The organism is Pseudomonas fluorescens (genome assembly GCF_018614655.1).
Taxonomy (GTDB): domain Bacteria; phylum Pseudomonadota; class Gammaproteobacteria; order Pseudomonadales; family Pseudomonadaceae; genus Aquipseudomonas; species Aquipseudomonas fluorescens_BX.
Genome location: NZ_JAGGOG010000002.1, coordinates 192,428 through 214,227 on the forward strand (window position 1 = coordinate 192,428; position 21,800 = coordinate 214,227).

Consider the following 21,800-nt stretch of genomic DNA (forward strand, 5'->3'; position numbering starts at 1 on the left):
ATTTAACTCCGATAGAGTTCATGAGTCGTCGTTAAGGCTCGACCGGTGGCCTGCGCAGCAAACTGTAGGCCATCGCCCCCAGCGCCGCCACACCCAGCAGCAACACGGCCCACAAGCCGAGTTTCTTCCAGTCAGTGCCCACAGGCGCTGGGGCGGCGGGCGTACTGATCACCCCCTGCCCCGCTACCTTGGCCTGACCCAAACCGGCCAGACGCTCGACGCTGTAATCGGGAATCAGTGTCGACAGCGGCAAATTCGCCCCTTTCACTGAAGGATTGCCCAGCGCCAGGGTAAACGGTGGCTCGCCCCGCGCCAGGAACACCAGTTGCGTGGCGCGCACGGCAAAACTCAAGGCTGGCGCTTCAACGCCCAGGCCACCGCCACGCTCATCCACGTCCAGCTTGAGCTGGGTCACCGTCTGCCCCGGCAACTGCAATTCATCCTGCACCACGTCCTGACCGTTCTGGGTTAGCCGATAGAGCAAGCCGCTGCTCAGTGGCTGCCAGGCCTGATTGCTCTCCCGCCGCCCGGACAACGTCACCGGCGCCAGGCTGTTGGGCTGACTCAATTCGATGCGCAAGCGTTCGACATTCAGCCCGGTGGGCAACTGCCAACTGTATTCTCCTGCCTTCATCCGACTGCCCGCCAGTGGCTGCGACCACACCAGCGGCAACGGCAGGCTGTGGACGCTGGCACTCTCCAACTGGGCCGACGTCAGGACCGGAGCTGCCTGACCTTTCCACAACAAGCGCAGGTAACGCGCCGACTGCCCTGGCAAACCGACTTCATGCTGCTCGACCCGCTCGTCGGCGAAGGACAACCGGGCGACTTGCCCATCCCCCCACGATCGCCAGTTTTGCAAGTCGTCGCTGGCCTCAATACTGAAGCGCTGAAAGCCGTCGCGCTCACTGGCCCAGTCGAGAATCAGTTGTTGCAACGGCGCCTTGATCGCGCTGGCGTCCAGCAGCCAGCCACGCAGTACTTCCTCGCCCGCTTCCGAGTGACTCGCCGGCTGCACTTGCACCAGCGTGCCATTGGCACTGGATTGCACGCGCACGCTGGTCGTTGCCTCGCGGGCCGAGGCCGAGGCGTACAGCGGGAACCATTTGACGTTGGCCACGCTGCGACTTTCCGACAGTTGCGCCGACTGCCGGGCCAATGCATAAGCCTGAGGCTCGCCAGCGGCGTTGAACACCCGCACATCACTCAAGTCCGCCTGACGAGCGCTCAATTGCACCGCCAGCGGCAGCTCCAGGCGATACCACGGCCCTTCGCCACTCACCGTCAGCGATACCTGAGTGGTGAAGTCAGCGGGCGTTTCCCGGGCCCATGTCGATAACGTTGTACACAGGCCCAACACCACCACACTCAGCTTGCCGATCAAGAGGACGCTCCTTCAGTTTCAACTACAGACTCAACGCGTTTGGGTGGCAGTGGTGCGAAATAACCCACCACCAGCAACAGCACGCCGACGCCGATAAACGACACGATCCGCGCCAGGCCACCCCGGTTGCTCAGCTCGACAAAGAACAACTTCGCCACCACTACGGCAATCAGTGCCGCACCGATCAGCCACACTTCGCGACGATGGCGCAAATGGCCGCCGATCATCAGACTCAGGGCAATCAGGGTCCAGACAATCGACAGACCGGCCTGGACCAGCATCGACTCCAGCAACGCATCCAGCTGGAACGGCACGCCGCCCCAATGGTGCGCAGTACGCATCACCAACGCAGTGAAGAAGACGAACAACGAAATACCCGCGACGCCCTGGGCAATCTGTTCACCCCGAACACCCATCTGTGGCGCCGCACTGCGCGACCACACATACACACCCGACAACGCGAACAACAATCCCAGGTCCAGGGGATTGAGCAGCGGCAAATAAGGCAGTGGTTCGGCAGTCCCGTCGCTGAAAATGTTGGCCAGCCAGAACCAGCCCAACATCAACACCGCCAAAGGCAATGCGACAAACACGCGATATTCGCGCGGGTAGACGGACACCGGCCATGGCCAACCGCGTGGCGCGGCCGCGAACACCAGGTACAGGCTCGGCAGAATCGCCCAACCCAGCCAGCGCCAGGCGTTGTACTGCTCCGACAGCAGCAACAGGCCATAACGCAGCTCCAGCGCCAGCACGCCAATCAATAGCCAGCAGCCCAGTACATGGGCGGCGCTCAAGATTTTTTCCGGGATGATCAAGGCCAGGCGGCGCAGGGAGATGAAGTGCACGACAAACACCGCGATCCAGGCCAACCAGGCGAAGTTCGCCGCCGGGTGGTAACGCGAATCCCAAGCTCCCAGCAACACCACGCCCGCCGCCGGTATCAACAGCGTGCACAGCAGCCCCAGCGACGCCCATTGCATGCGCAGGGCCAGCACCGCCCAGATCGCCACACTCACGGCGGCGACGGCCAACAACAAGGTGTCCTGCACAGCCTGTGGCGCGAAACGCAGCACTTCGCTGGTCAGCGCCAACGTCCACCATGCCGCGCCCCACACCAGCAGCAGATCGGACAACTGATGCAGTTTCAGCGCGTCAAACACCGGCGACTGGCTCCCTCGTTGCAAGCGCCAAGCGCCCACCAACGCGGCCAGCCCCAGGACCATCGGCGTCCAGAAACCACTATGACCCAGCGGGCGCAAACCTTCGCTGGTCAGCGGCCCCAACAGGTCCGGTATCGTCAGCAGGAAAGAGCCGCCGCCAATCACCTGCAGCAGCAGCCCAAAGACAAAACTGACTCGCTGTTGCAGGTACAGGCTCAGCCAGATGATCAGCAAACCACTGGCCGCCCATACGCCGCTGGCCGTCTCCCAAGGGAGGACAAACAGCACCGCGAGGTTGATCAACACCAGCCCGGCCAACAGCACCACCGACAGGCCGCGCAACAAACGCACATCGTTGCGCACCATGTCATCCCGTGCTGCCAGCAGCATGCCGCCAATCAAGGCCAGGCCAATCAACGAGGCGGTGAGCAATCCGCTCCAGCCCGCACTGAAGACGGCCCCCGAATCGCTGCTCGCACCCTGCAAGCGCAGCAGGAACAGCGCACCGCCCAGCAACTGCACGGTAAACGCGGTGAACAGGAAGGTCCGCGAACCGATGCGCAGCCCGACCACCAAGGTCACCAGCCCCGCCAACGCCCAACTGATGGCCGTACCGTGAGTAGACAGCAGCAATGGTGCGAGCAAATACAGGAAGCCCAGGCCGACACTGGCCAGTACCGGTAACCCTTGACGCTCCCAGTCTGATGCTTGCTCCAGCGGGGCTTTGCGCAACTGATAGAAGCTGAACAGTAATGCGGCGCCCAACAGCAAAGCGCCCAGCGGTGCACCGTCCAACAAATTGCTCTGGCCCGCACGCAGCTCACTGAGGAACGCCACCGCCGAACCTACCTGCAACAGCAAGCCGAAAGCGCGAGCCAACGGCCGCTGTTGGCGCAAGCCCAGCCAGAAAATCCCGGCACCTTCCACCGCCCAGGCGGCCGCGGTCCAGCGTGCATCCAGCCCCAGAGGAATGGCCAGGCTGGCAAAGATCACCCCCAGGGCCAGGCAGGTTTCCGCCAGCAACAAGGCACGACCACCGCGAAGCAGACGAGCCAGGCCCATGTAGATGATGCCCAGGCCCAACGCACTGAACGCAGCGGCAAACTCCAAGTGTTGCACCAGCGCGAACTGCAAGCCAAAACCCACCAACGGCGGGCCGAACAGCATACTGCCGTCGACATAATCACCCTTGGTTGCCGACCAGCGCAGCAACGCATCACGGCTGTAGTCTTCAGGGGCGTCAGTCATCTCCAGCAGTTTTCGCCGGGCGAACAACAGGCCGATAGCCAGGTACATCAGGAAAAACAGCACCAGGAATGGCTCGGTACTCCGGAGCAACTCCGGCGTATAGGAACGCATGCCCCAGGCGAAGCCGATGCCGAAGGTACCGACAAAACCAATCAGGTTGAGCAGACGCCAGGCCTTGAACCAGGCGATCCCCAGGATGCCCGCGTTCAACAACGCAAAGTAGCTGAACAACGCCACATGGCTGCCCGCACCGGTAGACGTGAGTATCGGCGCGGCGAACCCGCCAAGGGCCGCAGCGCACGCCAGGCCCAGGGCGTTCTGGGTAATCGCCAGGATTGCCGAGAACACCGTGACCGCTACCAGCAAGCCGAGCGCAGCACCTGGATCCAGTAACGGGTGCAGGCGCATGGCCGCGAACACCGTCAGGTACAGCACGGCGACACCGGTGCCTTGCAGCATCAACCCGTAGTTGCTGTTGCGCAGTCGCAACCACCAGCCCAAGCCCAGCAAGCACACGGCACAGGCAGCAACGCCGGCGTAACGCAGTTCGATTGGGACGACCATGCCTTCAGTGGCATAGCGCAGCAGGAAGGCCAGGCCGAGGAACAACAGCACCACGCCCACCCGCAGCACGGTATTGCCGCCGAACAGCCAGTTGCGGGCGCCGCTGATGGCGCGCTCGATGAAGTTGGGGCCGCGTGGCACAACCGGCGCAGCCGGCCGCTCAGGGGCGCGCTCAACTGGTGCAGCACTCCAGACGTCCGCTGGCAGAGGGCGACTCGGTTCGGCCGCTATCGCGGAGTAGGCAGGTTCCAGATCGACGGGCAAATCCCAGACAAGCTCCGAGGGTGGCGCTGCCGCTGGGGTATCGGGAATTGGATCTTCGGTAAAAAAAGCTTCGGGGGGCTTGGGGGACTCAACTGCAGCACTGGATACGGCCGGCTCTGCACCAGGCCTTTCCAGCAACGCCAGGCGTTGTTCGACCGCCTTCAATGCATGCTTGGTCGACTCCAACTGACGGCCCTGCTCGTTGGTCTGCGAGACCAGCATCCAGAGACGAATCGCCTGGCCAATCCCTAAACCAAACAGCCCGCCGATGAGCGCATCAGTGAACGACTCATCAACTGTCCAACCGAACAGCAACCCAATCAGCATGAAGATCCATTGCATGGTCGATATCCCTAAGCAGCCCAAGGCGGGCAAATGCCAAACCTGTAGCCGCTGCCGCAGGCTGCGGCTACAGGTCCGTGCCGATCAAACTGGCACTAAGTATATCGACAAGGCCCAATAAACGTAGGGCCTTGAGACACAGATTTAGAAAATCTCAGTCCAACGCTTTCCAAATCTCCGTCGCGTACTCCCTGATCGTCCGGTCCGATGAGAACCAGCCCATACGCGCCGTGTTGAGCACCGCCGAACGCCACCACTCTTTAGAGTCGTGCCAGTGCGCCTCGACCCGCGCCTGGGCGTGCCAGTAGGAGTCAAAATCGGCACATACCAGGAATCGGTCGTAGTCGATCAACGAATCGATCAATCCGGCATAACGACCCGGATCATCCGGCGAGAACACGCCACCACGAATCGCTTGCAGCACATCGTTCAAACGATGGGAGGCGGCAATGTCCGGCCCGGCGTTGAATTCGCCGGCGTGCTTACGCGCCTCCACCTGCTGGGCGCTGAGGCCGAAGATAAACATGTGCTCGGCCCCCACACGCTCGCACATCTCGACGTTGGCACCGTCCATCGTGCCAATGGTCAACGCGCCGTTGAGGCCGAACTTCATGTTACTGGTACCCGACGCCTCGAAGCCGGCAGTGGAAATCTGCTCCGACAGGTCAGCCGCCGGAATGATGCTTTCCGCCAGGCTGACGTTGTAGTTGGGCAGGAACACCACCTTGAGCAAACCACGCACTGTCGGATCGTTGTTCACCGTACGGGCGATGTCGTTGGTCAGTTTGATGATCAGCTTGGCCTGGTGATAGCTCGCCGCCGCCTTGCCGGCAAAGATCTTCACCCGGGGTACCCAATCGGTTTCCGGCTCGGCGCGGATCGCCTGGTACAGGGCGACGGTGTGCATCAGGTTCAGCAGTTGGCGCTTGTACTCGTGGATCCGCTTGACCTGCACGTCGAACATCGCCGCCGGATTGACCGAAATCCCCAGGCGCTCGTGAATGATGTCCGCCAGCGCCCTTTTACTGTGCAGGCGCTGCTCAGCGAAGGCTTTGCGGAAGGCCTGCTTCTCGGCAAACGTTTCCAGTTCCACCAGACGCTGCTCGATGTTGTCGAGAATATCCGGGCCCAGGGCTTCCACCAACATCACCGTGAGCTTGGGGTTGGCCAGGAACAGCCAGCGGCGGAAAGTAATGCCGTTGGTCTTGTTGTTGATCCGCTCCGGGTAAAGCTTGTGCAGTTCGGAGAACACCGTGCTGCGCATCAACTGGGTATGCAGGCCGGACACGCCGTTGACGCTGTGGGAGCCGAGGAACGCCAGGTTACCCATGCGCACACGGCGACCGTTGTCTTCTTCGATCAGCGACACCGCCCGAAGCACATCGAAATCATGGATACCCTTGGCCCGTAGCGAGTCGATGTGCTGAGCGTTGATCAGGTAGATGATCTGCATGTGCCGCGGCAGCATGCGTTCCATCAAGCCCACCGGCCAGGTTTCCAGTGCCTCAGGGAGCAGCGTGTGGTTGGTATACGACAGGGTTTCGACAGTGACATCCCAGGCTGCATCCCAGGGAATGTCGTGCAGGTCCACCAACTGGCGCATCAACTCGGCCACGGCGATGGACGGGTGGGTGTCGTTAAGCTGGATGGCCGCGTGTTCGCCAAGACTCAGAACGGAACCGTGCATGTTTTTGTGGCGACGCAGCAAATCCTGCAACGAGGCGGAGACGAAGAAATATTCCTGGCGCAGGCGCAGTTCCTGCCCTGCTTCGGTGCTGTCCGCCGGGTAAAGCACTCGGGAGATGCTTTCGGCACGGGCCACCTCTGCCACGGCACCGAGGTGGTCACCGGCGTTGAAGCGCTCCAGGTGCAAGTCTTCCACCGCCCGCGCACGCCACAGCCGCAAGGTGTTGACGCTGGCGCCGCGCCAGCCGACGACCGGCGTGTCATAGGCCACCGCCCGTACGGTTTCATTGGGTGTCCAGACCTGGATCGACTTGCCGGCGGCGTCCAGCACAGTCTCCACAGCCCCACCAAAGCCGATCGGGTAAATCACTTCAGCCCGCTCGAACTCCCACGGGTTGCCGAAATCCAGCCAGCGTTCGGTCTGCTCCTGCTGCCAGCCATCGACAATCGCCTGGCGGAACAAACCATGCTCATAGCGGATGCCATAGCCGTGGCCGGCAATCCCCAAGGTCGACATGCTTTCCATGAAGCACGCGGCCAACCGCCCAAGGCCACCGTTGCCCAGGGCCGCATCGGGCTCCAGCAGGCGAATGCGCTCCAGATCCACACCCAGCTCGCTCAAGGCTTCGCGCGCTACGTCCAGCAGCCCGAGGTTGCTCAAGCTGTCAAAGAGCAGGCGGCCGATCAGGAACTCCAGGGAGAGGTAATAGACCCGCTTCTGTCCCTTGCGGTAGATATGCCGAGTATGGTCCATCCAGTGGTCGACCATATGGTCCCGCGCAGCCAAGGCAATGGCCTCGAACCAGTCGTGGTCGAACGCGTGATCGGGATCCTTGCCCACCGCATAGGTGAGTTTGGTCAAGACGGCATCGCGAAATGCGGCTACCTCTGCTTCTCGTACAAGCGGTTCCTGAGACATCGGTGCGACCTCGGGCGAGATAGAAGAAGGGAAATACTGGAGCCTAGACGGTCTGACAAACGACGAAGCCTGCGGTTCGGCAGTTTTTTCAATCATCCCCAATTGCCTGGAAAAGGATGCAGGGGGCGTGCCCGTTTACTCCTCAACGCCGCCTTTGAGCTGAAACCTGCAAAATATTGTTCAAAAAACCACCAATCCCGGTATGATCCCGCGCCCGGATAACGCCCCTCTTGGAAACCTGATGAAGCCTCAACTGATCGCCGCCGCGGAACTCGACCGTCTCGAGACTTGGCAGAAGTACTCAAGCCATATGTGCGGCGGCTGCGTGTCCAGCTGCTGCACCCTGCCGGTCGAGGTGAAGATCAAGGACCTGATCCGGATTGGCATCGTCGATGAGTTCGAGCGTGGTGATCCGCCGAAGAACATCGCCAAGCGGTTGCAGAAGGAAGGCATCGTCGAGCGCTTCAACTCAAAATCCGAGATCTTCACCCTGCAGCGCATGAGCAACAACGATTGCCTGTACCTGGATCGTAAGACCCGTTTCTGCACTATTTATGACAAGCGCCCGGATACTTGCCGCAATCACCCCAAGATCGGGCCGCGCCCAGGGTATTGCGCGTACAAGCCGAAAGAAGTGGTACGCGAGACTAATTTCCGGACGCTCGATAAGTTCTGAGTTTGTTGTTGCCTGAACCACCGCCTTCGCGAGCAAGCCCGCTCCCACCTTTGACCGCGTTCATCCTGAAGGAACACGGTCAAAGGTGGGAGCGGGCTTGCTCGCGAAGGGGCCGGCAAAGTCACCGCACAAACCCCAGACAAACAAAAACGCCCCCGACCTTGCGGTCGGGGGCGTTTTTTTGTCAGCTAACTAAGAGACTTAGTTACCGGACTTCTTCGCAGCGCGGGTACGCTCGCTTTCGCCCAGGATCTTCTTACGAAGACGGATGGACTTAGGAGTGACTTCGCACAATTCGTCTTCTTGAACGAATTCCAGAGCCTGCTCCAGCGTGAAGCGGATAGGCGGAACCAAAGCGATGGTTTCGTCTTTACCCGAAGCACGCATGTTGTCGAGCTTCTTGCCTTTGGTTGGGTTGACGCCCAGGTCGTTGTCGCGGCTGTTGATGCCGACGATTTGACCTTCGTACACGTCTTCACCGTGACCCAGGAACAGTTTGCCGCGAGCTTGCAGGGTTTCCAGCGAGTAAGTCAGAGCCTTACCGGTAGCAACCGAAACCAGCACGCCGTTCTGACGGCCGGACATGTCGCCGGACTTCATCACGTCGTAACGGTCGAAGATCGAGGTCAGGATGCCTGCACCGGAGGTCAGGGTCAGGAACTCGTTACGGAAACCGATCAAGCCACGTGCCGGGATGTTGTACTCAAGGCGCACACGGCCCTTGCCATCCGGAACCATGTTGGTCAGGTCGCCTTTACGGATACCGATCTGTTCCATGATCGAACCTTGCGATTCTTCTGGCAGGTCGATGGTCACGTTTTCGTACGGTTCGTGCTTCACGCCGTCAACCATACGGATGATCACTTCCGGACGACCAACACCCATTTCGAAGCCTTCGCGACGCATGGTTTCGATCAGTACCGAGAGGTGCAGCTCACCACGGCCGGAGACTTTGAACTTGTCAGCGGTGTCGCCTTCTTCAACGCGCAGGGCAACGTTGTAGAGCAGTTCTTTGTCCAGACGCTCTTTGATGTTACGGCTGGTGACGAACTTGCCTTCACGGCCGCAGAACGGCGAGTCGTTAACCTGGAAGGTCATCGAAACGGTTGGTTCATCAACAGTCAGCGGCTTCATCGCTTCAACGTTCTGTGGGTCGCACAGAGTGTCGGAGATGAACAGCGACTCGAAGCCGCTGATGCAGACGATGTCGCCGGCAGCTGCTTCTTCAACGTCTACACGGTGCAGACCGTGGTGACCCATCAGCTTCAGGATACGGCCGTTGCGGCGCTTGCCATCAGCATCGATCGCAACAACCTGGGTGTTAGGCTTGACGCGACCACGAGCGATACGGCCAACGCCGATAATGCCCAGGAAGCTGTTGTAGTCCAGTGCGGAGATTTGCATCTGGAACGGACCATCGCGGTCGACTTTCGGCGCAGGTACGTTGTCGACGATCGACTGGTACAGCGGGGTCATGTCTTCAGCCATGTCGGTGTGTTCCAGACCGGCAATACCGTTCAGGGCCGAGGCGTAGACGACTTTGAAGTCCAGCTGTTCTTCGGTAGCACCCAGGTTGTCGAACAGGTCGAAGATCTGGTCCAGAACCCAGTCCGGACGCGCGCCTGGACGGTCAACCTTGTTGATGACCACGATTGGACGCAGGCCGGCTTCGAAAGCCTTCTTGGTCACGAAACGGGTTTGCGGCATAGGGCCGTCTTGAGCGTCAACCAGCAGCAGAACGGAGTCAACCATCGACATTACACGTTCAACTTCGCCGCCGAAGTCGGCGTGGCCCGGGGTGTCCACGATGTTGATGTGGTAGCCGTTCCAGTTGATGGCGGTGTTTTTCGCCAGAATGGTAATACCGCGCTCTTTCTCCTGGTCGTTGGAGTCCATCACGCGCTCGTCGTTGAGCTCGTTGCGCTCCAGGGTGCCGGATTGACGCAAGAGTTTGTCTACCAGGGTGGTCTTACCATGGTCAACGTGAGCAATGATGGCGATGTTGCGTAGATTTTCGATCACTTGTGTATCTCGATCAGAGGATTCGGTGTGCTGACAGGTCGTGGCAGCGATTAACAGTAGAGTCAGGCCTTGCCGTTACAGCTTGACGGCAGAGTCGGGGGGCCGGTGACGCAGGCCACAGGCAAACAGCCCCGGGCTCTTAGCTCGGTCGATAAACGCGCACATTGGCATGCCCCTCACTGAGCAAATGGTGGGCATGCAGGCGACTCATCACGCCTTTGTCGCAATACAACAGGTACTGACGGCTGTCATCCAGTTCCTTGAAACGTGCGTTCAATGCATAGAACGGCAACGTTTGTACGTCGATGCCAGCAATGTCCAGCGGCTCATCTTCAGTGGCATCCGGGTGACGGATGTCGATGACGATTTGGCCGGCCAGCGCCTCACTGACTTCTTCGATCTGCAAATCCTGGCCCAGTTCGTCGATCACGCGATCGATTGGCACCAGTTTGGCGTTCTCGAGCGCACGCTCCAGAATCGCCATGTCGAACTGTTGTTCTTCGTACTCCACGCGGTGACGCTTGGCGTGGGTCTTGGGGTTCACCGAGATGACCCCGCAGTATTCAGGCATGTGCTTGGCGAAGTCGGCGGTGCCGATCTCGGTCGCCAGGTCGATGATGTCCTGTTTGTGACTGGCGATCAGCGGGCGCAATACCAGCTTCTCGGTCACACAGTCGATCAACGACAGGTTCGGCAGCGTCTGGCTGGACACCTGGGAAATCGCTTCACCGGTAACCAGCGCCTCGATCTGCAGTCGATCGGCAATCCGGGACGCAGCGCGCAACATCATACGCTTCAATACTACGCCCATATGACTGTTATCGACTTTGCCGAGAATTTCTCCCAGGACTTCCTCGAACGGTACGCTGACAAACAGCACCCGCTGGGAGCTGCCGTACTTCTTCCAGATATAGTGCGCAACTTCCATCACGCCCAATTCGTGTGCACGCCCGCCCAGGTTAAAGAAGCAGAAGTGGCTCATCAGCCCGCGGCGCATGATCTGGTAGGCCGCCACGGTGGAATCGAAACCACCGGACATCAACACCAGGGTCTGTTCCAGGGCACCCAGTGGGTAGCCGCCGATGCTGTTGTGCTGGCTGTGAATCACAAACAACCGTTGGTCGCGAATTTCCATCCGCACTTCGATTTGCGGCTCTTTCAGGGAAATCCCGGCGGCGCCGCACTCGCGACGCAGCTTGCTGCCGACGTATTTTTCGACATCCATGGAGCTGAACGGGTGCTTGCCGGCACGCTTGCAGCGCACAGAAAAGATCTTGCCTTCGAGCTCGGCGCCGAAGTGCTGTTTGCACTTCTCGGTGATGTCGTCGAAGTCCCCCAGCGGGTACTCGTCAACCTGCAGGAAATGCGCGATGCCCGGCATGCAGCTCAGGCGTTCGGTCATGTCCTTCAAGGCTTTGGGGTCGGTAATGCGGGTTTCCAACTCGAGATTGTCCCACACGCCGTTCACCACCACAGCCGGGTCCAGATCGCGGAGCACGGCACGGATGTTCTTGGCCAATTGACGGATGAAACGCATCCGTACCGGTCGGCTCTTGATGGTGATCTCGGGGAAGACTTTAACGATTAATTTCATGGAAACAGCGCGCACAGGGCCAGCCGAAAAAGGGGGGCGCGGATTATAGCGGAAATAGCTCAAGGTTTAACCAGTTAATATACAAACGGCTTTGCGCGCACTAAAACGGGGCATTTGAGGTTTTTAACGCTACATTGCAGTGCGCAATTTGTACCGTTTTAACGGATTGCACCTTTATAGGGGCCATTTTGAGGCAAAAAGGCCATGTTGGCGCACTGGCATGCAATTTGCTCCCTTGTGAGGCAGGTTGCCTTGGTCGAGTATTCGCGCCGGCATCACCCACATTCTAAGGGCTAACTCCACTACCCCAGCCCGAAGCCACCCGGAGGACACTATGTCGAAGTCGGTTCAACTCATCAAAGATCATGACGTCAAATGGATTGATCTGCGCTTCACGGACACCAAAGGCACTCAGCACCACGTGACCATGCCGGCTCGCGACGCGCTGGATGATGCTTTCTTCGAAGAAGGCAAAATGTTCGACGGCTCCTCCATCGCCGGCTGGAAAGGCATTGAAGCTTCCGACATGATCCTGATGCCGGACGACAGCACCGCCGTGCTCGACCCATTCACCGAAGACCCAACGCTGATCATCGTCTGTGACGTGATCGAGCCGTCGACCATGCAAGGCTACGACCGTGACCCACGTGCGATCGCCAAGCGTGCCGAGGAATACCTGAAGTCCACCGGTATCGGCGACACCGTATTCGTAGGCCCGGAGCCTGAGTTCTTCATCTTCGACCAAGTGAAGTTCAAGTCCGACATCTCCGGTTCCATGTTCAAAATCTACTCCGAACAAGGTTCGTGGATGTCCGACCAGGACATCGAAGGCGGCAACAAAGGCCACCGTCCAGGTATCAAAGGCGGCTACTTCCCGGTTCCTCCGTTCGACCACGACCACGAAATCCGTACCTCCATGTGCAACGCCATGGAAGAAATGGGCCTGGTCATCGAAGTTCACCACCACGAAGTGGCGACTGCCGGCCAGAACGAAATCGGTGTGAAGTTCAACACCCTGGTAGCCAAGGCTGACGAAGTCCAGACCCTGAAGTACTGCGTACACAACGTGGCTGATGCCTACGGCCGTACCGCTACCTTCATGCCTAAGCCGCTGTACGGCGATAACGGTTCGGGTATGCACGTTCACCTGTCCATCGCCAAAGATGGCAAGAACACCTTCGCTGGCGAAGGTTATGCCGGCCTGTCCGACACCGCCCTGTACTTCATCGGCGGCATCATCAAGCACGGTAAGGCCCTGAACGGCTTCACCAACCCGTCGACCAACTCCTACAAGCGTCTGGTCCCAGGTTTCGAAGCTCCGGTAATGCTGGCCTACTCGGCTCGCAACCGTTCCGCTTCGATCCGTATTCCTTACGTGTCCAGCCCTCGCGCTCGCCGTATCGAAGCACGCTTCCCGGATCCGGCTGCCAACCCGTACCTGGCTTTCGCGGCCCTGGTAATGGCCGGTCTGGACGGTATCCAGAACAAGATCCACCCAGGCGACGCCGCCGACAAAAACTTGTATGACCTGCCGCCTGAAGAGGCCAAAGAGATCCCACAAGTGTGCGGCAGCCTGAAAGAAGCCCTGGAAGAGCTGGACAAGGGCCGTGCGTTCCTGACCAAAGGCGGCGTGTTCAGCGACGACTTTATCGATGCCTACATCGCCCTGAAAAGCGAAGAAGAAATCAAGGTCCGCACCTTCGTACACCCACTGGAATATGAGCTGTACTACAGCTGCTGATCCGGTAGCGCTGCTTGACGTAGCGTGACGAGAAAGACCTCCTTCGGGAGGTCTTTTTTTTGCCTGGATTTTGTAGGAGCGAGGGGGACGCCTAGTTCTTGCTCGTGAAAACTTGAATACGCTGCATTTCTTCAACATTTACGCGTTATCGTTAACGGCCTTCGCGAGCAAGCTCGCTCCTACAGGGGGATCTCCTTTGAAATTTCGATTCGTGTTTGTCTTGATGTTAGTCAGCGCCAGTACATCCGCCGCGCCGCCCACCCTCGCCCCGCTGCTCAACAGCATCGCCGAACGCCTGGCGATTGCCGACCAGGTAGCTTTGAGCAAATGGGACAGCCACAAACCTGTCGAAGACCGGGCCAGGGAGCAAGACGTGATTGCCAGCGTGGTCGCTCAGGCGCCAACGTACGCACTGGCAGCGGCGGCGGCCGAGCAATTTTTCTCGGCACAGATCGAAGCGAATAAATTGGTGCAGTACGCCCACCTGTCCGACTGGCAACTGCAAGGCAAGGCGCCCGATGACCCGCGCCCTGATTTGGTCGGGACCATTCGCCCGCAACTGGACCAGTTGCAAAAGCGCCTGCTGCAACAGCTCGCGGATTTCACCCCGGAACGCACCAACCCGCAGTGCCCGCAATGGCTGGCCCAGGCGAATCACAAACCTCTAAACGACCCGCTGCGCCAACTGGCAATGACCCGCGCCACGGCCGAGCTGTGTATCTACAAGAACTGAAGCCGCTGAAAATCTTGTAGCCGCTGCCGAGGCACGAGGCTGCGATGGGCTTGATGCGGCATTCCGACGTAGCAGCCCCAAGGCGGCGGTCCTGCGGACACGCATCGCAGCCTCGTACCTCGGCAGCGGCTACAGGGAACGATCGTCGAGCAGTTCCTGAACAGACTTTGCAAAACCGCACTATATTGGTGCAACACCTTGCACCCTTTCCACTAACCCAGCCCATTTTGGTTCGAAACTTCCCGCCCAAGCTGGCAGAACGCCACAGTTTCGCGCCTTAAACCCCTATTTCAGGGCTTTAACGCTTCTTTTCGGAGCCTTGGTTTGGTTTTTGCATTTTCCTTGTATCAGCGCGCGCCTCAAGCCTGCGCCTTGCTCCAAAAGAGGTCCTAATGACCATCAGCGACGCACTGCACCGTTTGCTACTCGACAACCTGACCACCGCGACCATCCTGCTCAACGACGAACTGCGCCTTGAGTACATGAACCCCGCGGCAGAGATGCTGCTGGCCATCAGCGGTCAGCGCAGCCATGGGCAATTCATCAGCGAACTGTTCACCGAGTCCGCCGAGGCCTTGAGTTCCTTGCGTCAAGCCGTGGAGCAGGCACACCCGTTCACCAAGCGCGAAGCGATGCTCACGGCCCTCACCGGCCAGACCCTCACCGTCGACTACGCTGTGACCCCAATCCTGAGCCACGGTGCCACGCTGCTCTTGCTGGAAGTCCATCCCCGTGACCGTCTACTGCGGATCACCAAGGAAGAGGCGCAACTGTCCAAGCAGGAAACCAGCAAGATGCTGGTACGCGGCCTGGCCCATGAGATCAAGAACCCGCTGGGCGGAATTCGCGGCGCGGCGCAGTTGCTGGCCCGCGAGCTGCCGGACGAAAACCTCAAGGACTACACCAACGTCATCATCGAAGAAGCCGACCGCCTGCGTAACCTGGTAGACCGTATGCTCGGCTCCAACAAGCTACCGTCGCTGGCGATGACCAACGTCCATGAAGTGCTGGAGCGCGTTTGCCACCTGGTTGAAGCCGAAAGCCAGGGCTGCATCACTCTGGTGCGTGACTACGACCCCAGCATTCCCGACGTGTTGATCGACCGCGAACAAATGATTCAAGCGGTGCTCAACATCGTGCGCAACGCCATGCAGGCCATCAGCAGCCAGAACGAGCTGCGCCTGGGCCGCATCAGCCTGCGCACCCGTGCCTTGCGCCAGTTCACCATTGGCCATGTGCGCCATCGGCTGGTGACCAAGGTCGAGATCATCGACAACGGCCCGGGCATCCCCGCCGAACTGCAGGAAACCATCTTCTTCCCCATGGTCAGCGGCCGCCCGGACGGTACCGGGCTGGGCCTGGCCATTACCCAGAACATCATCAGCCAGCACCAGGGCTTGATCGAATGTGAAAGCCATCCTGGCCACACCACCTTCTCGATCTTTCTGCCACTGGAACAAGGAGCCCCATCGACATGAGCCGTAGTGAAACTGTCTGGATCGTCGATGACGACCGTTCTATCCGCTGGGTCCTGGAGAAAGCCTTGCAACAGGAAGGCATGACCACCCAAAGCTTCGACAGCGCCGACGGGGTGATGAGCCGTCTGGCCCGCCAGCAGCCCGACGTGATCATCTCGGACATCCGCATGCCCGGCGCCAGTGGCCTGGACTTGCTGGCGCGGATTCGCGAGCAGCACCCGCGCCTGCCAGTGATCATCATGACGGCGCACTCGGACCTGGACAGCGCTGTCGCGTCCTATCAGGGCGGTGCCTTTGAGTACTTGCCCAAGCCATTCGATGTCGACGAAGCCGTGGCGCTGGTCAAGCGTGCCAACCAGCACGCCCAGGAACAGCAGAACCAGGAAGCGCCGCCGACCCTGACCCGCACCCCGGAAATCATCGGTGAAGCGCCGGCGATGCAGGAAGTGTTTCGCGCTATCGGGCGCTTGAGCCATTCCAACATCACCGTGCTGATCAACGGCGAATCGGGCACCGGTAAAGAGTTGGTGGCCCACGCCCTGCACCGTCACAGCCCACGGGCGGCGTCGCCGTTCATCGCCTTGAACATGGCAGCGATTCCAAAGGACTTGATGGAGTCCGAACTGTTCGGCCATGAAAAAGGTGCGTTCACCGGTGCGGCCAACCTGCGCCGTGGCCGTTTTGAACAGGCCGATGGCGGCACGCTCTTTCTCGATGAAATCGGCGACATGCCGGCGGATACTCAGACGCGCCTGCTGCGGGTATTGGCGGACGGCGAGTTTTACCGGGTCGGCGGGCATACGCCGGTCAAGGTTGATGTGCGGATCATCGCCGCCACCCATCAGAACCTGGAAACCCTGGTGCATGCCGGGAAATTCCGCGAAGACTTGTTCCACCGCCTGAATGTGATCCGCATCCACATTCCACGGATGTCGGACCGCCGTGAAGACATCCCGACCCTGGCCCGCCACTTCCTCAGCCGCGCCGCGCAAGAGTTGGCCGTTGAGCCGAAGCTGCTGAAAAGCGAAACCGAGGAATACCTGAAGAACCTGCCGTGGCCGGGCAACGTGCGCCAGCTGGAAAATACCTGCCGCTGGATCACGGTGATGGCGTCCGGGCGCGAGGTGCACATCAGCGACCTGCCACCGGAGCTGCTGAGCCTGCCTCAGGATTCGGCCCCGGTGACCAACTGGGAACAGGCGCTGCGCCAGTGGGCTGATCAGGCGTTGGCCCGTGGCCAGTCGAACCTGCTGGACAGTGCCGTGCCGGCCTTCGAGCGGATCATGATTGAAACCGCCCTCAAGCACACCGCCGGTCGCCGCCGCGATGCCGCCGTGCTGCTGGGCTGGGGCCGCAACACCTTGACCCGCAAGATCAAGGAGCTGGGGATGAAGGTTGACGGTGGGGATGATGACGAGAGCGATGAGGGCTGATCGCCGCCCTCCATTCCACTGAAGATCTAAATGTGGGAGCGGCGGTGCGACGATTCGACTTGCTCGCGAATTCGATGTGTCAGTCAATATATCTGGTGACTGATGCACCGCATTCGCGAGCAAGTCGAATCGTCGCACCGCCGCTCCCACATTTAGATCTTCAAAAGGCTTGAGACCGTGCACCGCTTCAATGCACCACGAACCGGCATCGCGCACTTATCCAAAGCCTGAAACACCCGCCTTGCGTAAGAAACACCCCACGCCAGAAACACCAAAGCCCCGTAATCCGGGGCTTTGCGCTTTCTGCACAAGTTTTTTTGCACAGCCCCGCAACTCTGGCACGCGCCCTGCAATACCTCTATCACTACCCAGTTTCGGGGACCTTGGTACAGGCAGGCCGAGAGTCCCCTCTTTACACCCGGGGTGCTTGATGCGAATCGCGTCGCGCCCCATAGCCGTTTTGGGAGCCCTGGTACAGGCAGGCCGGGAACTCCCTTCTTTATACCCGGGGCTTATGAGGCAGCTCGCCCGTAGCCCCAGCCCGTTTTGGGAACCTTGGTACAGGCAGGCCGGGGATTCCCTCTTTTATTGCTCCTGGAGATGGATCTCCAACCGCCAGCGACCATCGACCTTCTCTCCCGACCACTCCCCGCGCAACGGCCTGGCCGCCACCAGATTCAGCAGCAAGCCGCCATCGGTCTTGCGCAGCCGCCAGTTCACATCCTTGTCGTTAACCTTCAATTGCCCGCCTTGAGCCTTGCCAAGGGCGTCGAACAACAACGCCACCGTGCCGTCGATATGCTCGCCGTGCAGCTTGGGCTCACTGTTGAACCACACCACTACGCCATCGACCATCGGCTCAACCTGCTGCAACTCAACCGGGTCAGGCGTGGTCAGCCGACCGATCATCAAGCCCACCATCAAGCCGACAATCGCCAGCGAGCCTAAAACCCTTGGCAATAGCTTCGGCCTGGGGTCTTCTTCAGGGGTAGAATGCAGCGCATCTTTGCCTTCGGAGCCGTGCATGTTTCACGTCATCCTTTTTCAACCAGAAATTCCGCCGAATACCGGCAACGTTATCAGGCTCTGCGCCAACAGTGGCTGCCACCTGCACTTGATCGAGCCGCTGGGCTTCGACATGGACGACAAGCGCCTTCGCCGCGCCGGGCTGGACTATCACGAGTACGCCACCCTGCAACGCCATGCCGACCTCGCCAGCTGCCTGGAAAGCCTGAACCATCCCCGGCTGTTTGCCTTCACCACCAAAGGCTCGCGACCGTTTCATGATGCCAGCTTTGCTGAAGGCGACGCCTTCCTGTTCGGTCCGGAAAGCCGTGGCCTGCCGGCAGACGTCCTCGACGCGCTGCCCGATGGCCATCGCCTGCGCCTGCCCATGCGCGAAGGCTGCCGCAGCCTGAACCTGTCCAACACCGTGGCGGTTGCGGTCTATGAAGGCTGGCGGCAACTGGGCTTCAAGTAACACACAAAACAAATGTGGGAGCGGGCTTGTGTGGGAGCGGGCTTGCTCGCGAAGACGGTGTGTCAGTCAATATATCTGGTGACTGATGCACCCTCTTCGCGAGCAAGCCCGCTCCCACACAAACCAGCTCCCACATGTGGACTTGCGTCGGGTTCGGAATGACTTACTGAACCGTCGGCGCGCCTTCCTGTTGCATGCGCTGCAGCTCTTGCGCGTACAGGGCATCGAAGTTCACCGGAGCCAGCATCAGCGCAGGGAACGAGCCACGGGTGACCAGGCTGTCCAGGGTCTCACGGGCATACGGGAACAGGATGTTCGGGCAGAACGCACCCAGGGTGTGGCTCATGGACGCTTCGTCCAGACCCTGGATCAGGAAGATACCGGCCTGCTGCACTTCAGCAATGAAGGCCACTTCTTCGCCATTCTTGACGGTTACCGACAGGGTCAGCACCACTTCATGGAAGTCACCTTCCAGGGCCTTTTGGCGGGTGTTCAGATCCAGAGCAACGCTTGGGCTCCATTCCTGACGGAAGATCGCCGGGCTTTTTGGCGCTTCGAACGACAAGTCACGCACGTAAATACGCTGCAGGGAAAATTGTGGGCCTTGAGCCTCTTCTGCTGCCGCTTCGGTGTTCTGTTGGTCAGTCATCTCAGATCCTTCTTGATCTTGGGGTCTTTTAGGGTTTAGGAGTCAGACGTGAAGCAGCGTGTCCAATTTACCGGCACGCTCCAGAGCGAACAGGTCATCGCAACCACCGACATGCTTGTCACCGATCCAGATCTGCGGCACGGACGTGCGTCCCGCCATCTGGGCCATTTCGGCGCGCACCTGAGGTTTGCCATCGACCTTGATCTCTTCGAAGGCAACGCCCTTTTTCTCAAGCAGAGCCTTGGCTCGCATGCAGTAAGGGCACCAATCGCTGGAATAAACGACAACCTGGCTCATATCACTTCACCAACGGCAGGTTATCAGCGCGCCAGCTGGAGATACCGCCGGACAGTTTGGCGGCGGTGAAACCGGTTTTCAGCATCTCACGGGCATGAGTGCCGGAGTGCTGGCCCTGGGCATCCACCAGAATGATGGTCTTGGCCTTGTGCTTTTCCAGCTCGGCCAAGCGCGAAATCAGCTTGTCCTGGGGCATGTTCAACGCACCGACAATGTGACCGGCGGCGAAATCCTTGGCGGGACGGATGTCGACAACGACGGCCTCATCCTTGTTGACCAGTGCGGTCAGCTCGGCCGTGCTGAGGCTGCGGCCACCGCGGCTCATTTCGTGAGCGATCAGCAGTGCCAGCAGTACGACGAACGCACCGGCGAGCAAATAGTGGGTTGTGGCGAATGCAATCAGGTGATCAACCATCAAGGAGGTTCCAGGGCGTTAAAATGGCGGTAAGTATACACAGCCGCCATGGTCGGCCAACCCCCGTAAAGCGGTGACGCCACCGGAACTTCGCTTTAAACTGCCACTCCCTTTTCAATCGCCTTCATTAATTACCGCCGCGAGAGGATCTATGACTACCACGCCTAAACCTTTGGTCCTGATAATTCTCGATGGCTTCGGACACAGTGAAAGCCACCACGACAACGCCGTGTACTCGGCCAGAAAGCCTGTACTGGACCGTCTGACCGCCACCGTACCCAACGGCCTCATCTCCGGTTCAGGCATGGACGTGGGCCTGCCGGACGGCCAGATGGGCAACTCGGAAGTCGGGCACATGAACCTGGGCGCCGGACGAGTGGTATACCAGGACTTCACCCGCGTGACCAAAGCCATCCGCGACGGCGAGTTTTTCGAAAACCCGACCATCTGCGCGGCGGTAGATAAGGCCGTCGCCGCCGGCAAGGCCGTGCATTTCATGGGCCTGCTGTCGGACGGCGGCGTGCATAGCCACCAGGACCACCTGATCGCCATGGCCGAACTGGCCTACAAGCGCGGCGCCGAAAAGATCTATCTGCACGCCTTCCTCGACGGCCGCGACACCCCGCCGAAAAGCGCGCAATCGTCCATCGAACTGCTGGACGCCACCTTTGCCGCCTTGGGCAAGGGCCGCATCGCCAGCCTGGTGGGCCGCTACTTCGCCATGGACCGTGATAACCGCTGGGACCGCGTGTCCCAGGCCTACAACCTGATCGTCGACGGCAACGCCGAGTTCAACGCCGCCACCGCCCAGGAAGGCCTCGAAGCCGCCTACGCCCGTGGCGAGAGCGATGAATTCGTCAAGGCCACCACCATTGGCGAGCCGGTCAGGATTGAAGATGGCGATGCCGTGGTGTTCATGAACTTCCGTGCCGACCGTGCCCGCGAACTGAGCCACGTGTTTGTCGATGCTGGCTTCAAGGACTTCGAGCGCGCCCGCCAGCCGAAAGTCGAATTTGTGATGCTCACCCAATACGCCGCCAACATCCCGGCCCCGTCGGCTTTCGCCCCGGGCAGCCTGGAAAACGTGCTGGGTGATTACCTGGCGAAAAACGGCAAGACCCAACTGCGCATAGCCGAAACCGAGAAGTACGCCCACGTGACCTTCTTCTTCTCCGGCGGTCGCGAAGAACCGTTCCCGGGCGAAGAACGCATCCTCATCCCATCGCCAAAGGTCGCCACCTACGACCTGCAACCGGAAATGAGCGCGCCGGAAGTCACCGACAAAATCGTCGATGCCATCGAGCACCAGCGTTATGACGTGATTGTCGTCAACTACGCCAACGGCGACATGGTCGGCCACAGCGGCAACCTGGAAGCCGCAGTCAAAGCCGTGGAATGCCTGGACCTGTGCGTCGGCCGTATCGTCGACGCCCTGGAAAAAGTCGGCGGCGAAGCATTGATCACCGCCGACCATGGCAACTGCGAGCAGATGTCCGACGAAACCACCGGTCAAGCCCACACCGCTCACACCACCGAACCGGTACCGTTCATCTACGTCGGCAAGCGCGACCTGAAAGTGCGTGAAGGCGGCGTACTGGCAGACGTGGCGCCGACCATGCTGAAACTGATGGGGCTGGAAAAGCCGAAAGAGATGACTGGCACCTCAATCCTGGTCTAAAGCACCATACAAAACAGTGTGGGAGCGGGCTTGC

16 protein-coding genes are annotated in these 21,800 nt (G+C 59.9%); 7 read left to right on the forward strand and 9 right to left on the reverse strand.

From position 1 onward, the window contains the following. Positions 1-31: 31 nt before the first annotated feature. From J7E41_RS01680 to J7E41_RS01690, 3 genes are all read right to left on the reverse strand, one after another. On the reverse strand, positions 32-1,381 hold the full coding sequence (locus J7E41_RS01680; RefSeq protein WP_214989878.1) for a DUF3999 domain-containing protein: 1,350 nt from the start codon (positions 1,379-1,381) through the stop codon (positions 32-34). Continuing rightward, positions 1,381-4,965, reverse strand: a complete 3,585-nt coding sequence (locus tag J7E41_RS01685) for a DUF2339 domain-containing protein (protein WP_214989678.1) — start codon at positions 4,963-4,965, stop codon at positions 1,381-1,383. Before J7E41_RS01685 ends, J7E41_RS01680 begins: the two co-directional genes overlap by 1 nt. A gap of 154 nt (positions 4,966-5,119) precedes the next feature. Then, positions 5,120-7,570, reverse strand: a complete 2,451-nt coding sequence (locus tag J7E41_RS01690; protein ID WP_214989679.1) for a glycogen/starch/alpha-glucan phosphorylase — start codon at positions 7,568-7,570, stop codon at positions 5,120-5,122. A 241-nt stretch (positions 7,571-7,811) separates the two neighbouring features. Here J7E41_RS01690 and J7E41_RS01695 point away from each other — a divergent pair, with 241 nt between their 5' ends. Continuing rightward, positions 7,812-8,246: a YkgJ family cysteine cluster protein gene (locus J7E41_RS01695; RefSeq protein ID WP_169357455.1), complete on the forward strand. Its 435-nt coding sequence runs from the start codon at positions 7,812-7,814 to the stop codon at positions 8,244-8,246. A gap of 201 nt (positions 8,247-8,447) precedes the next feature. Here J7E41_RS01695 and typA read toward each other — a convergent pair whose 3' ends face one another. Both typA and thiI read right to left on the reverse strand, forming a co-directional pair. Further along, a complete protein-coding gene (gene typA, locus J7E41_RS01700) occupies positions 8,448-10,268 on the reverse strand; it encodes a translational GTPase TypA (RefSeq protein ID WP_169357454.1) in 1,821 nt (606 codons plus the stop codon). 139 nt (positions 10,269-10,407) lie between these two features. Further along, on the reverse strand, positions 10,408-11,862 hold the full coding sequence (thiI, locus tag J7E41_RS01705; RefSeq protein WP_214989680.1) for a tRNA uracil 4-sulfurtransferase ThiI: 1,455 nt from the start codon (positions 11,860-11,862) through the stop codon (positions 10,408-10,410). A 334-nt stretch (positions 11,863-12,196) separates the two neighbouring features. Here thiI and glnA point away from each other — a divergent pair, with 334 nt between their 5' ends. The 4 genes from glnA to ntrC all read left to right on the forward strand — a co-directional run bounded on the left by glnA (position 12,197) and on the right by ntrC (position 17,247). Further along, positions 12,197-13,603 carry a glutamate--ammonia ligase gene (gene glnA, locus J7E41_RS01710; RefSeq protein WP_155582943.1) on the forward strand — a complete coding sequence of 469 codons (1,407 nt, stop codon included), beginning with the start codon at positions 12,197-12,199 and terminating at the stop codon, positions 13,601-13,603. A gap of 196 nt (positions 13,604-13,799) precedes the next feature. After that, a complete protein-coding gene (locus J7E41_RS01715) occupies positions 13,800-14,336 on the forward strand; it encodes a chorismate mutase (protein WP_214989681.1) in 537 nt (178 codons plus the stop codon). A gap of 392 nt (positions 14,337-14,728) precedes the next feature. Continuing rightward, the gene (gene glnL, locus J7E41_RS01720; protein WP_155582945.1) at positions 14,729-15,814 is read left to right on the forward strand and encodes a nitrogen regulation protein NR(II); all 1,086 of its coding nucleotides are present in this window, start codon (positions 14,729-14,731) and stop codon (positions 15,812-15,814) included. Continuing rightward, on the forward strand, positions 15,811-17,247 hold the full coding sequence (gene ntrC, locus J7E41_RS01725; RefSeq protein WP_214989682.1) for a nitrogen regulation protein NR(I): 1,437 nt from the start codon (positions 15,811-15,813) through the stop codon (positions 17,245-17,247). Before glnL ends, ntrC begins: the two co-directional genes overlap by 4 nt. 585 nt (positions 17,248-17,832) lie before the next feature. On the opposite strand, the gene J7E41_RS01730 is transcribed toward ntrC, so the two are convergent. Beyond that, complete coding sequence (locus J7E41_RS01730; protein ID WP_214989683.1) at positions 17,833-18,273, reverse strand: hypothetical protein; 441 nt, start codon at positions 18,271-18,273, stop codon at positions 17,833-17,835. Here J7E41_RS01730 and J7E41_RS01735 point away from each other — a divergent pair. Beyond that, positions 18,272-18,727, forward strand: coding sequence for a tRNA (cytidine(34)-2'-O)-methyltransferase (locus J7E41_RS01735; RefSeq protein ID WP_003218007.1), 456 nt, complete (start codon positions 18,272-18,274; stop codon positions 18,725-18,727). The genes J7E41_RS01730 and J7E41_RS01735 overlap by 2 nt on opposite strands. Positions 18,728-18,890: 163 nt before the next feature. Here the strand turns inward: J7E41_RS01735 and secB are convergent, their stop codons facing one another. From secB to J7E41_RS01750, 3 genes are read right to left on the reverse strand one after another with little or no spacing between them, the layout of a single operon-like run. Then, positions 18,891-19,376, reverse strand: coding sequence for a protein-export chaperone SecB (secB, locus tag J7E41_RS01740; protein WP_169357450.1), 486 nt, complete (start codon positions 19,374-19,376; stop codon positions 18,891-18,893). A 42-nt stretch (positions 19,377-19,418) separates the two neighbouring features. Then, positions 19,419-19,673 (reverse strand): glutaredoxin 3, encoded by a 255-nt coding sequence (grxC, locus tag J7E41_RS01745; RefSeq protein WP_214989684.1) that lies wholly within the window; start codon positions 19,671-19,673, stop codon positions 19,419-19,421. Position 19,674: 1 nt separating this feature from the next. After that, positions 19,675-20,088, reverse strand: a complete 414-nt coding sequence (locus J7E41_RS01750; protein WP_214989685.1) for a rhodanese-like domain-containing protein — start codon at positions 20,086-20,088, stop codon at positions 19,675-19,677. 151 nt (positions 20,089-20,239) lie between these two features. Between J7E41_RS01750 and gpmI the strand changes: the two genes are divergently transcribed. Continuing rightward, a complete protein-coding gene (gene gpmI / locus J7E41_RS01755; protein WP_214989686.1) occupies positions 20,240-21,766 on the forward strand; it encodes a 2,3-bisphosphoglycerate-independent phosphoglycerate mutase in 1,527 nt (508 codons plus the stop codon). The last annotated feature ends 34 nt before the right edge of the window (positions 21,767-21,800 follow it).